Source organism: Curtobacterium sp. USHLN213 (genome assembly GCF_037144815.1).
Lineage (GTDB): Bacteria > Actinomycetota > Actinomycetes > Actinomycetales > Microbacteriaceae > Curtobacterium.
In genome coordinates this window covers 25,824-36,977 of record NZ_JBBCYQ010000012.1, presented here as the reverse complement: position 1 = coordinate 36,977, position 11,154 = coordinate 25,824, and the positions used below count along the sequence as shown (strand labels likewise).

10 protein-coding genes and 1 tRNA gene are annotated in these 11,154 nt (G+C 71.6%); 7 read left to right on the top strand and 4 right to left on the bottom strand.

Annotated elements, in window-relative coordinates; genetic code table 11:
• Positions 1 to 75 precede the first annotated feature (75 nt).
• The gene (locus WFH25_RS15640; RefSeq protein WP_336698499.1) at positions 76 to 1,119 is read left to right on the top strand and encodes an LLM class flavin-dependent oxidoreductase; all 1,044 of its coding nucleotides are present in this window, start codon (positions 76 to 78) and stop codon (positions 1,117 to 1,119) included.
• Positions 1,120 to 1,298: 179 nt separating this feature from the next.
• On the opposite strand, the gene WFH25_RS15635 is transcribed toward WFH25_RS15640, so the two are convergent.
• The 3 genes from WFH25_RS15635 to WFH25_RS15625 all read right to left on the bottom strand — a co-directional run bounded on the left by WFH25_RS15635 (position 1,299) and on the right by WFH25_RS15625 (position 4,981).
• Positions 1,299 to 1,372: transfer RNA gene (locus tag WFH25_RS15635), tRNA-Pro, on the bottom strand.
• A gap of 94 nt (positions 1,373 to 1,466) precedes the next feature.
• Complete coding sequence (locus WFH25_RS15630; protein ID WP_336698498.1) at positions 1,467 to 2,423, bottom strand: metallophosphoesterase; 957 nt, start codon at positions 2,421 to 2,423, stop codon at positions 1,467 to 1,469.
• On the bottom strand, positions 2,420 to 4,981 hold the full coding sequence (locus WFH25_RS15625; RefSeq protein WP_336698497.1) for a transglycosylase domain-containing protein: 2,562 nt from the start codon (positions 4,979 to 4,981) through the stop codon (positions 2,420 to 2,422). The genes WFH25_RS15630 and WFH25_RS15625 overlap by 4 nt, the downstream gene beginning before the upstream one ends.
• Positions 4,982 to 5,031: 50 nt before the next feature.
• Here WFH25_RS15625 and WFH25_RS15620 point away from each other — a divergent pair, with 50 nt between their 5' ends.
• A complete protein-coding gene (locus WFH25_RS15620) occupies positions 5,032 to 5,190 on the top strand; it encodes a hypothetical protein (RefSeq protein WP_022907077.1) in 159 nt (52 codons plus the stop codon).
• Positions 5,187 to 5,648, top strand: a complete 462-nt coding sequence (locus tag WFH25_RS15615) for a RidA family protein (RefSeq protein ID WP_071295954.1) — start codon at positions 5,187 to 5,189, stop codon at positions 5,646 to 5,648. Before WFH25_RS15620 ends, WFH25_RS15615 begins: the two co-directional genes overlap by 4 nt.
• 78 nt (positions 5,649 to 5,726) lie before the next feature.
• On the opposite strand, the gene acs is transcribed toward WFH25_RS15615, so the two are convergent.
• Positions 5,727 to 7,715, bottom strand: a complete 1,989-nt coding sequence (acs, locus tag WFH25_RS15610; protein WP_261647342.1) for an acetate--CoA ligase — start codon at positions 7,713 to 7,715, stop codon at positions 5,727 to 5,729.
• A gap of 604 nt (positions 7,716 to 8,319) precedes the next feature.
• Between acs and WFH25_RS15605 the strand changes: the two genes are divergently transcribed.
• From WFH25_RS15605 to WFH25_RS15590, 4 genes are all read left to right on the top strand, one after another.
• Complete coding sequence (locus WFH25_RS15605; protein ID WP_336698496.1) at positions 8,320 to 9,318, top strand: TadA family conjugal transfer-associated ATPase; 999 nt, start codon at positions 8,320 to 8,322, stop codon at positions 9,316 to 9,318.
• A gap of 8 nt (positions 9,319 to 9,326) precedes the next feature.
• The gene (locus WFH25_RS15600) at positions 9,327 to 10,163 is read left to right on the top strand and encodes a hypothetical protein (RefSeq protein WP_336698494.1); all 837 of its coding nucleotides are present in this window, start codon (positions 9,327 to 9,329) and stop codon (positions 10,161 to 10,163) included.
• A 98-nt stretch (positions 10,164 to 10,261) separates the two neighbouring features.
• Positions 10,262 to 10,468 (top strand): DUF4244 domain-containing protein, encoded by a 207-nt coding sequence (locus WFH25_RS15595; protein ID WP_070418415.1) that lies wholly within the window; start codon positions 10,262 to 10,264, stop codon positions 10,466 to 10,468.
• A 34-nt stretch (positions 10,469 to 10,502) separates the two neighbouring features.
• The gene (locus WFH25_RS15590) at positions 10,503 to 10,808 is read left to right on the top strand and encodes a hypothetical protein (RefSeq protein ID WP_336698493.1); all 306 of its coding nucleotides are present in this window, start codon (positions 10,503 to 10,505) and stop codon (positions 10,806 to 10,808) included.
• Positions 10,809 to 11,154 lie beyond the last annotated feature (346 nt).

Genomic DNA, 11,154 nt, shown 5'->3' with positions numbered 1-11,154 from the left:
GGTCGGCGCCGACCCGCGCCTCCAGGCCCGCACACGGTGCGGAATGCACGTCGGCCGGGTGGCGTTGGCGACTGCATGAGCGACGCATCCGTGCACCTGTCCGTCCTCGACCTGGCGACCCGCGAGTACGGCCAGTCCAACACCGAAGCCCTGCAGGGCTCCATCGACATGGCGGTGCACGCCGAGAAGCTCGGCTACGAGCGCTTCTGGGTCGCCGAGCACCACGGCATGCCGGGGATCACGTCCTCCGCGCCGGCGGTGCTGCTCAGCGCCGTGGGGGCCGCGACGTCCACCATCCGGATCGGCTCCGGCGGCGTCATGCTCCCGAACCACGCGCCGCTCGTCATCGCGGAGCAGTTCGGCACGCTCCGCGCGCTCTACGGCGACCGGGTCGACCTCGGCCTCGGGCGTGCCCCGGGCACCGACGGCGCGACCGCGATGGCGCTGCGCCGCACCGACCGGCTCGACGTCGACGACTTCCCCGACCGGCTGGCCGACCTGATCGGCTTCTTCACCGGGATGGACCCCTCGAACCCCCTCGCCAGGATCCAAGCGGTGCCGGGCTACGGAGACGTGCCGGAGTTCTGGCTGCTCGGGTCCTCCGGGTACAGCGCGCAGGTCGCCGGTGCCCTCGGCGTCTCGTTCGCTTTCGCGCACCACTTCGCGTCGGACAACACCGAGGCCGCGCTCGCGCTCTACCGTGACTCCTTCCGGCCGTCGCGCTTCCGGCAGACCCCGAACGCGCTGATCGGCGTGCAGGTCGTCACCGACGAGGACCCCGCCGTGATCGACGAGCAGAGTGCCCCGGGCATGATCTCGTTCATCCGGATGCGGCAGGGCGCGAAGCCCGAGCCGGTGTCCATGGAGGAGGCCCGCGCGTACGAGTTCAGCGACCTCGAGCGGCGGTTCATCCAGGCACGGACCGAGCGTCAGGCGTACGGCACCGCGGACGAGGTCGCGGCGAAGATCAACGCCCTCGTGGCCTCGACCGGGGCGAACGGCGTGATCGTCGCTCCTGGCGCAGCCCAGGCGCGGTACCGGCACCAGGCGCTCGACGTGGTGGCGGGGCTGCACGCGGAGGGCCGGCTCGTGGCTGCGGGGGAGAGCGCGTCGGTCTGACGCGCCCGCGGGGGCGCCCGCCCGCGGCCACTTCGTGAGCAGGAATGGTCGGGTCGCCGCACGCCACCCGACCATTTCTGCTCACGAACGCGCGAGCGCCCCCGGCCGACACCCCACGCAAGGCAGAAGGCCCTGGTTCCGGAGAACCAGGGCCTTCTTCGTACTGTCTCAACACAGTGTCGGGGTGACAGGATTTGAACCTGCGACCTCCTCGTCCCGAACGAGGCGCGCTACCAAGCTGCGCCACACCCCGCGGTGTGGTCACTCCGTACCGGAGCAACCCCAGAAGTCTATCCGATGATCGGGGGTGGTCGTGACCATCCGGCGAACTCCCGGGCGCGTCGTGTTCAGTCCGTGCGGGCGGTCAGGGTGACCACGACGGCCTCGGGTCGGCAGGCGAACCGGACCGGCGCGTAGATCGACGTGCCGAGGCCCGCAGAGACCTCGAGCCACGACCAGTGCCCACGGTGCTGCCACTTGTGCAGCCCGCTGACGTACCGACGCGGCAGGTCGCAGTTCGTGACGAGCGCGCCGACACCGGGGACCTGGACCTGGCCGCCGTGGGTGTGCCCGGCGAAGATGACGTCGGCGCCCTGGGTGACGAAGGCGTCGAGCACCCGGCAGTACGGCGCGTGGGTGATGCCGAGGGCGACGGGGGAGGGGCCGTCCTCGTCCTCCGACCAGGGCACGTCGCCGCGCATCTCGTCGACGTTGGTCGGCAGCAGGTCGAGCCGGTCCCAGTCGCGGTGGGCGTCGGACGTCCCGAACAGCTCGAACCGCGATCCGCGGAGTTCGATGGCGTGTGCCTGGTCGTTCACGTCCAGCCAGCCGAGGGACTCGAAGAACGCCGTCTGCCGGTCGATGTCGAGCTCGACCGGGCGGGTGCCGTGCTTGTGGGTGCTCGGGCCGCCGAAGTACTTGAGCGGGTTGCGCGGCGTCGGCCCGTAGAAGTCGTTCGATCCGTACGCGAACGCCCCGGGGACGCCGCGGAACGGCTCGAGCGCGTACTCCACCGCAGCGTTGGCCGTGGGGTGCCCGAGGTTGTCGCCGGTGTTGACGATGAAGTCGGGCTCGACGAGGCTCAGGTCACGCAGCCACTGCTGCTTGTCGGCCTGCCACGGCGCCATGTGGATGTCGGACAGGTGCAGCACGGTGACGTCGCGCGACCCCGGCGGGAGCACCGGGATGGTCTCCCACCGGATGCCGAACCGACGTCGCTCGACGAGCGTGCCCCAGGCCGCCGACGCGGCACCGACGGCCGCGCCCGCTGCGATGACCCCCAGCGCAGCGCGACCGCGACTCACTTGCAGTCCTTGGGCGCCTTGCCGTTCTTGTCGCCGTAGAGGGTCAGCGTCACCGCGGAGTCCTTGCTCGCCGCGGCGTGCACGCCCGGATCGACCGAGGCCACACGGCACGTCTTGCCGGCGCCGCCCTTGACGTACGAGTCGGAGATGCTCACGTTCGAGAACCCGAGCTCGTTGAGCTTCGACCGTGCCGTGTCCAGCGTTGCTCCGGCGATCGCGGGCATGACGATCTGCGAGCCGTCGGAGGTGTAGACGGTGACGCTCGAACCGCTCGAGAGCAGCGAGTTGGCCGACGGCGAGGTCGAGGAGACGGTGCCGGCCTTCGCGGAGCCCGGCTGCGCGCCGCCGTCCACGTAGGTGAACCCGGCGCCGGCGATCGCGGCCTTCGCCTCGGCAGCGGTCTTGCCCGTCACGTCCGGGACGGCCTTCGCGTTGCCGCGCAGGGCCGAGGACGACGGGTCCGTGAAGGCACCGGCAGGGTACAGCGCGTTCATCGGGGTCTGCGCCTGCCGCCAGACGTCCGCACGGGCGCTCGCGTAGGTGCCTCGCACACCGTTGTTGTAGTGACGGAGGTTGTTCTTGCCACCGTCGGTGTTGCCCTGCCAGTAGGCCGTGGCGACGCGGGTGCTCGACCCGACGAGCCAGATCTGGTCGGCGTCGTCGGTGGTGCCCGTCTTGCCGAACAGCTGGGTGCCGTCGTAGGTCTGGGCGCCGACCGCGGTACCGCCGGAGATCGTGCCCTTCATCGCGTAGACCGCGGTCTGCGCGACGGAGGGGTCGAGGACCTGCTTGCAGGCCTTCGGCTGGCCGCCGAGGCTCTTGCCCTCGGCGTTGGTGACGTTGTCGATCGCGATGGGCTCGCAGAAGGTGCCGTTGTTGGCGACGCCGGCGTACGCGGCGGCCATCGTCAGCGGCGCGATGTTGTTCGTGCCGAGGATGGACGACGGGTACGAGTTGAGCTCGGTCTTGTCGTCACCGGAGTGCACGCCGAGGTCCTGCGCGGTCTGCTTGATGTCGCAGAGGTCGAGCTTGGCGGCCATCGAGGCGAACGCTGCGTTCACCGACAGCGCGGTCGCACGGGCGACGGTGTAGTTGCCGTTCTCACCCGCGGAGTCGTTCTTCGGCGCCCAGTTCGTGTAGCTCGGTTCGCCACAGTGCTGCCAGACGGCGGTGTTGTGCGGCGTCCCGTTCACGGTCTCGTTGAGGCCGTGGCCGGCCTTGAGCCACTGCAGCAGCGTGAAGAGCTTGTAGGTCGACCCGACCTGGAAGCCGATGCCGCCGCCGTACTTCTTGTCGACGCTGTAGTTGATCGACGTCGACGTCGGCGGGGACTGCAGCGACTGGTCGTAGTCCTTGTTCTGCGCCATCGTCAGGATGCGACCCGTGCCGACCTCGACCGAGTCGAGCGCTGCGCCGAGCTTGAAGTTCGTCTCGGCCTTGTTGTCGTAGGTGTTGAGCACCTGCTTCTGCTGCGCGTTGGCGTCGATGTCGAGCGTCGTCTGGATCTTGTAGCCGCCGTTGCGCCAGGCGGCGTCGCGCTCCTTCTGCGTGGCACCGAGCTGCGACATCTCCTTGACGACCTGCACGGCGTAGTCGCAGAAGAACTGCGAGCCGTCGCCGACCGAGGCCTTGCAGCCCTGGGACGGCTGCGTCAGGTGGACGTAGTCCTTCGGGTTCGACTTGACGGCTTCGTCGTACTCGGCCTTCGTCAGGTGCTTCTGCGCGTACATCGACTTGAGGATGACGTTGCGGCGAGCGACGTTGGCGTCGTAGTACTTCGGGTTCGACAGGTTGCGCGTGTTCGGCGACTGCACGATCGCGAGGATCGAGGCGGCCTCGGCCGGGGTCAGGTCGGTCGCGCTCTTGTTGTAGTAGTGCTGTGCGGCGGCCTGCACGCCGTAGGTCTGGTCGCCGAAGTACGCGATGTTGAGGTACCCGGTGAGGATCTCCTTGTGGGTGTACTTCTTCGCGAGCCCGATGGCGAGCTTCATCTCCTCGAGCTTGCGGGGGATGGTCTGCTCGACCGCGTCGTTGTACGCCTTGAGACGCTCTTCCGGAGTGGTGAGCTCGAGCGCCTGGTTCATCTTGATGTTGCGGACGAGCTGCATGGTCAGCGTCGACCCACCGCCCGACTCGCCGAGGCCGCCCGCGAGGGAGCCCACGCCCGCACGGACGAGCGAGGTCATGTCGACGCCGCCGTGGTCGTAGAAGCGCTTGTCCTCGCCGTCGATCGCCGCGTTCTTCAGCTGGTCGCTGATCTGGTCGAACTTCAGCTCCTGACGGTTCTGGTCGTAGACCGTCGCGAAGTGCACGCTCTTGCCGCCCTGGTACGCGTACAGCTCGTTGCGCTGCGGGAGGTCACCGATCTCGATGTACTCCGGCAGGGACTCGAACACGCCGATCGTCGACGTCGTCGTGACACCGGCGACCGCGATGGCCGGGGTGACACCGATCGTGACGAGCAGACCGGCGAGCACGCTGAAACCGACGAAACCGACGAAGGCGCCGACTGCAGAGACGGGCTTGGTCCGCGAGGCAGACGTCTTCTGGGCAGACATAGGATGCAGCCTAAACGACACCGCCGACTGAAAGGCTGGCAAGGATCTCCATGACTCGCTGGGAATACCTCACGACCCCGTTGATCATCCACAACACCACCGCCATCCTCAACAACTTCGGTGACGAGGGGTGGGAACTCGTCCAGGTCGTCACCGGCCCCGAGGGCGGACTCGTCGCCTACCTGAAGCGCCCGAAGGCCGACGCATGACCGTCGCCGACCGGCTCGCCGAGCTCGGGCTGACCCTGCCGGCGGTCGCGGCCCCCGTCGCGGCCTACGTGCCCGCCGTCGTCACCGGCCGGTACGTCTACACGGCCGGTCAGCTGCCGTTCGTGGACGGTGCGCTGCCGGTCACCGGCAAGGTGGGCGGCACGGTCGACGCCGAGACCGCCACGGCCCAGGCGCGGGTGGCGGCACTCAACGCCCTCGCCGCCGTCGAGTCGGTCGCCGGTTCGCTCGACCGGGTCGCCCGGGTCGTCAAGGTCACGGTGTTCGTCGCGTCCGACGCGTCCTTCACCGGGCAGCCCGGCGTCGCGAACGGCGCGTCGACGCTCGTCGGCGACGTGTTCGGCGACGCCGGCGTCCACGCGCGGAGTGCGGTGGGCGTCGCCGTGCTCCCGCTGGACGCGCCGGTCGAGGTCGAGCTGGTGGTGGAACTCACCGACTGACGGACCGTCAGCAGCGCACGTCACGCGAGCCGCGCCTCCAGTCCGATCGGACAGGAGGCGCGGCTCGCGTCGTCCCTGCTACATGAGTTCCGAGATGGTCGCCATGATCGTCGGGTCCGCCAACGTGGTCGTGTCGCCGATGCGACGGCCCTCGGCCGCGTCGCGGAGCAGGCGACGCATGATCTTGCCGGAGCGTGTCTTCGGCAGCTCGGGCACGATCACCACCTGCCGGGGCTTCGCGATGGCGCCGATCCGCTTGCCCACCCAGTTCCGGAGCTCCGCGGCGGCCGACTCGCGGTCGACGTCGGCCGCCGCTTCCGACGTGAGGATGACGTAGGCGACGACCGCCTGCCCGGTCGTCTCGTCGGCGGCACCGACGACCGCGGCCTCGGCCACGCCCTCGTGCCCGACGAGGGCCGACTCGATCTCGGCCGTCGAGAGGCGGTGTCCCGACACGTTCATGACGTCGTCGACCCGACCCTGGATCCAGATGTCGCCCTGGCCGTCGAGCCGGGCGCCGTCGCCCGCGAAGTACCGACCGGGGAAGCGTGACCAGTAGGTCTCGACGAAGCGGTCCGGGTCACCCCAGATGCCGCGCGCCATCGACGGCCACGGCTCGGTGATGGTGAGGTAGCCGCTCTCGCCGGGGTCGGCGCGGTGGCCGTCGTCGTCGACGATCTCGGCGACGATGCCGGGCAGCGGTGTCTGGGCGGCACCGGGCTTGAGCTTCGTGACGCCGGGGAGCGCGGAGATCATGATGGCGCCGGTCTCGGTCTGCCACCACGTGTCGACGATGGGCGTGCGGTCGTGGCCGATGACCTGGCGGTACCAGTTCCACGCCTCGGGGTTGATCGGTTCGCCGACGCTGCCGAGCAGGCGGAGGGTCTCGAGGCTGCGGGCCTCCGGGACCGCGCGGCCGGCCTTCATCGCGGCGCGGACCGCGGTCGGCGCGGTGTAGAGGACCGTGACGCCGTACGCGTCGACGATGTCCCACCAGCGGCCGGGCTTCGGCTCGTCCGGGGTGCCCTCGTAGAGCACCTGCGTGACGCCGTTCGCGAGGGGGCCGTAGACGACGTAGGAGTGCCCGGTGATCCAGCCGATGTCGGCGGTGCACCAGTAGACGTCCTTCTCCGGGTGCATGTCGAACACGTTCTTGTGCGTGTAGGCCGCCTGGGTCAGGTACCCGCCGGAGGTGTGCACGATGCCCTTCGGCTTCCCGGTCGTGCCCGAGGTGTAGAGGATGAAGAGGGGCGTCTCCGCGGGGAAGGCCTGCGCCTCGTGGGTGGGGTCCGCCTTCGCCAGTTCGTCGTGCCACCAGAGGTCGCGCTCGTTCCAGGCGATGTCGTTGCCGCCGCGCTTGACGACGAGGACGTGCTCGACGCTGTCGGTGCCCTCGCCCTCGAGTGCCTCGTCGACCGCGGGCTTGAGCGCTGAGACCGCGCCACGGCGCCAGCCGCCGTCGGCCGTGACGACGAGCTTCGCGCCGGCGTCCTCGATGCGGGCGCGGAGGCTCTCCGCGCTGAAGCCACCGAACACGACCGAGTGCACGGCGCCGATGCGGGCGACGGCGAGCATCGTGACGACGGCCTCGGGGATGAGGGGGAGGTAGACGACGACGCGGTCGCCCTGCCCGACGCCGAGGTCGGTGAGCATGTTCGCGGCGCGCTGCACGTCGGCGGTCAGCTCGGCGTAGGTGATGCGTCGGGTGTCCCCGGGAGCGCCCTCGAAGTGGATCGCCACCCGGTCGCCGTTGCCCGCGCGGACGTGCCGGTCGAGGCAGTTCTCGGCGACGTTGAGCGTGCCGTCGGCGAACCACTTCGCGAACGGGGCTCCGGACCAGTCGAGGGTCTGGGTGAACGGCGTCCGCCAGTCGAGGAGCGCGCGGGACTGGTCCGCCCAGAACGCCTCGCGGTCGGCGGAGGCGGCCTCGTGCAGGTCCTCGTGTGCGACGGCGTCGGCGACGAACTCCGGCGACGGGGGGAACGTGGCGTCTCGGCCGGCGTCCGGGGTGTCCGGGCTGCCGGGGGCTCCGTCGTTGCGGGGGTCGGTCTGGGTCGGAGCGGACATCGATGTCCTTTCGCGTCGTTGCGGCAGGGGTGCAGTCGGAGACTACCCCTCGGCATGGGCGCGGGTCGGCGGGGGCGTGTGCGGCCGTGGCGGTCCTGTTCGCTCTGGGCGTGCACCGCGGCACGCCCAGAAGTCGATCCGGGGGTTGCTTCCGGAGGCCGATCATGGGGTACAGTAGTTCCCGCTGGACTCGTTTCCGGCGGCAACGGTTCGGATTCCCCCCAATCCACCGATGTCAAGGCGGCACCTGTTCCCCCCAACCGGTGCCGCCTCTTCTCGTTTCCGGGCCGGTTCGTGCCACGGATGACCGCGCTCGTGGTCGGTGACACGCGTCGATCCGCGCGGGCATGCCGAAGCGTGGACAGACCTGTCCATGCTCCTGCATGGAACGGTACGTCGGGTTGTTCGACACGTGTTGCACAACCCAGCCCGGCCCCGCTCGGTGGGCCGTGGCGTGCGGGTGTGCCGGCGCTGGGACACCGAGTGGGGTACGGCATTGCGTGCCGGGGTACAAAACGGTCCGTTGCTCGCCGAGCGGGCAGCTCTCCACAGGAGGTGGAGTGGACCTCCGAGCGGCGACGGCCGTTCCCTACTCTCTGGTCGCATGCACCGACACCGTGCCGACGCCCCGTTCCTGCCCGGCGCCACGCGACCGATCCGGAGTCGGGACGTCGTCGCCGCCGAGTTCGAGGAGCTCGCCGCGCTCGTCGGCGACGCGGGCGTCACCGACGTGCTCGTGGTCGGCGGCCGCGGGACGTGGGTCGACCGGGGGCGCGGGCTCGAACGAGCCGGACCCGAGCTGCCCGAGCGGCGTGCGCGGGAACTCGCGACCGAACTCGTGGCACGGGGCGGGCGGCACGTCGACGAGACCACGCCCTGCGTCGACGTGCGCCACGGCGACGGCATCCGCGTGCACGTCGTGCTCGCACCCGTCTCCGTCGGTGGGACCGCGGTCTCGATCCGTCTGCCCGCGCCGACCCGGCCGACCCTGCAGGCGCTCGAGGCGCTCGGAGCGTTCGCGCGCGTCCCTCGGTCGGTCCTCGAGCGAGCGGTCGACGAGCGCCGCAACGTGCTCGTCACCGGCGCGACCGGGAGCGGCAAGACCACCATGCTCGCCGCGATGCTGGCGGCCGTCCCGCCCGACGAGCGGATCGTCACCGTCGAGGACGTCGCCGAACTCCGGATCGACCACCCGCACGTCGTCACGCTCGAGGCCCGGCAGGCGAACGCCGAGGGTGCCGGCGCGCTCGGCCTCGACCGGCTCGTTCGCGAGGCGCTCCGCATGCGACCCGACCGCATCGTCGTCGGGGAGTGCCGGGGTGCCGAGGTCCGCGAACTCCTCTCCGCCCTGAACACCGGGCACGACGGGGGAGCGGGGACGGTGCACGCCAACGGGATCGCCGACGTGGCGGCGCGGCTCGAGGCACTCGGTGCGCTCGCCGGGCTCGGGCCGGAGGCGCTCGCCCGGCAGGCGGTCAGTGCGCTCGACCTGGTGGTGCACGTCGAGCGGCACGCGGGTCGGCGGCGGTTGGGCGCGGTGGGTGCGTTCCGTGTCGGTCCGGACGGGAGGCTCGTGGTCCGTCCGGTGGACCGGTCGCGGTGAGACGGTCGGTGCGCCCACGGCGCGCGGCGCTCGACCCAGCGGCGGCGGCCCGGACGCTGGACCGGGTCGCGACGCTCGTCGCCGCCGGCGTCCCGCCCACCCGGGCGTGGTCACTGGTGGGCGGCTTCCCGCAGGACGCCGGTCCCGCGTGGCAGGACGTCGCCGCCGTGCTCCGCGTCGCCGAACACACCGGGGCGCCGTCGGCGGGTACCGTCCGCGCACTCGCCGGAGCGCTCCGGCGGTCGGCGGCATCGGACCGCGCCGTCCTCGTGGCACTCGCCGGTCCACGAGCGAGCGCCCGGGTGGTGCTCGCGCTGCCGCTGCTCGGCCTCGCGCTCGGGTCGACCTGGGGATCGGGCGCGGTCCAGGTGCTCGTGGCGTCGCCGATCGGCTGGACCTGCGTCGTCCTCTCCACCGTGCTCGTCGTGCTGGGGCGGGCGTGGACCGCGCGCCTCGTCCACGCGGCGACGCCCGACGGGCACCTGCCGGGCGTGCTGCTCGACGCGTGGGCGGTCGCGGTGTCGGGTGGTGGGTCGTGGGCGGACGCGGGAGCGGCCGTGCGGACCGCCTTCGCCGACCGACCGTGCCGTGCTGAGGACGGCGAACACCTCCGGGAGGTCCTCGCACTCGCGCAGCGTGCCGGGGTCCCGGCGGCGTCGCTCCTCCGCGCGGCCGCCGAGGACGTCCGCGACGACGTCGCTGCCGCGGGCCTCGCCGCCGCGGAACGACTCGCGGTCCGGCTCGTCCTGCCGCTCGGGGTGTGCGTCCTCCCCGCGTTCGTCCTCGTCGGGGTCGTCCCGGTGGTGGTCGGGGTCCTCTCCTCCACCGTCGTCGGCGTCGGCTGATCCTCCACAGATCCGGTGACCGGCCCCGTGTCGAGGGACGCCCGCGGCGAGGCTGGTCGCATCGCATCGCATCGCACCGCATCAGGAAGGACAGTCACATGACCGACACACCCAGCACGCACCGCCAGCCCCTCGGCGCCCGACTCCGGCGACGACTCGACGACGACCGGGGATCGGCGACGGCCGAGTACGCGGTGGTGATCCTCGCCGCCGTCGCGTTCGCCGGGGTCCTCGTCGCCGTGATGCGCTCCGGAGAAGTGCAGAGCATCCTCACGGAACTCGTCCGTGGTGCCCTGTCCCTCTGACCCGCGCCCGGCGGCGGACGGGGAGCGCGGCACCGTGAGCGTCGAGTTCGCGGTCGTGCTCCCCGTCGTGGCCCTCGTCCTGACCTCGCTCGTCGCCGCGGTGCTCGTCGTCGACGGCCTCGGTCGCCTCCAGCTCGCGGCGGCCACGGCGGCACGAGCGTTCGGTCGCGGGGACGACGACGCCGGGCGCGCCGCCCTCGAGCACCTCGCACCCGGGGCCGGCATGACGGTGCACCGCGTCGGTGGCGTCGTCTGCGTCCGGGCAGCACGAGGGGCCGCGGGGCCGTTCGACGCCGTCCCGCTCCGTGCCACCGGCTGCGCTGCGGAGGACGGACGGTGAACGAGCGCGGGTCCGCCACGGTCCTCCTCTCGGCGGTGGTCGGCATCGTCCTCGTCGTCCTGACGGCGGCGCTCGCCGGAGCCGGACTGCGCGTGGCCACGATCCGCGCCCAGGCCGCTGCCGACGCCTCGGCGCTCGCCGCCGCGGCGGCCCTCGTCGGGCTCGTCCCGGGCGAACCCTGCTCCGTCGCGACGCGCGTGGCAGCGCGGAACCAGGCAGCCCTCGACACCTGCGGGACGGCTGCCTCCGCCGCGCGGGTCCGGGTCGTGGTCGGCGGCGGACCGTTCGCCGTGGGCGCAGTCGCAGTCGCCGGTCCGGCGGACGACCAGCCCGAACACTATGTGTA

Coding starts and splice junctions, on each gene's coding strand:
- WFH25_RS15640 (WP_336698499.1), top strand. CDS start 76: ATGAGCGACGCATCCGTGCACCTGTCCGTCCTCGACCTGGCGACCCGC.
- WFH25_RS15625 (WP_336698497.1), bottom strand. CDS start 4,981: ATGTCTGCCCAGAAGACGTCTGCCTCGCGGACCAAGCCCGTCTCTGCA.
- WFH25_RS15620 (WP_022907077.1), top strand. CDS start 5,032: ATGACTCGCTGGGAATACCTCACGACCCCGTTGATCATCCACAACACC.
- WFH25_RS15615 (WP_071295954.1), top strand. CDS start 5,187: ATGACCGTCGCCGACCGGCTCGCCGAGCTCGGGCTGACCCTGCCGGCG.
- acs (WP_261647342.1), bottom strand. CDS start 7,715: ATGTCCGCTCCGACCCAGACCGACCCCCGCAACGACGGAGCCCCCGGC.
- WFH25_RS15605 (WP_336698496.1), top strand. CDS start 8,320: ATGCACCGACACCGTGCCGACGCCCCGTTCCTGCCCGGCGCCACGCGA.
- WFH25_RS15595 (WP_070418415.1), top strand. CDS start 10,262: ATGACCGACACACCCAGCACGCACCGCCAGCCCCTCGGCGCCCGACTC.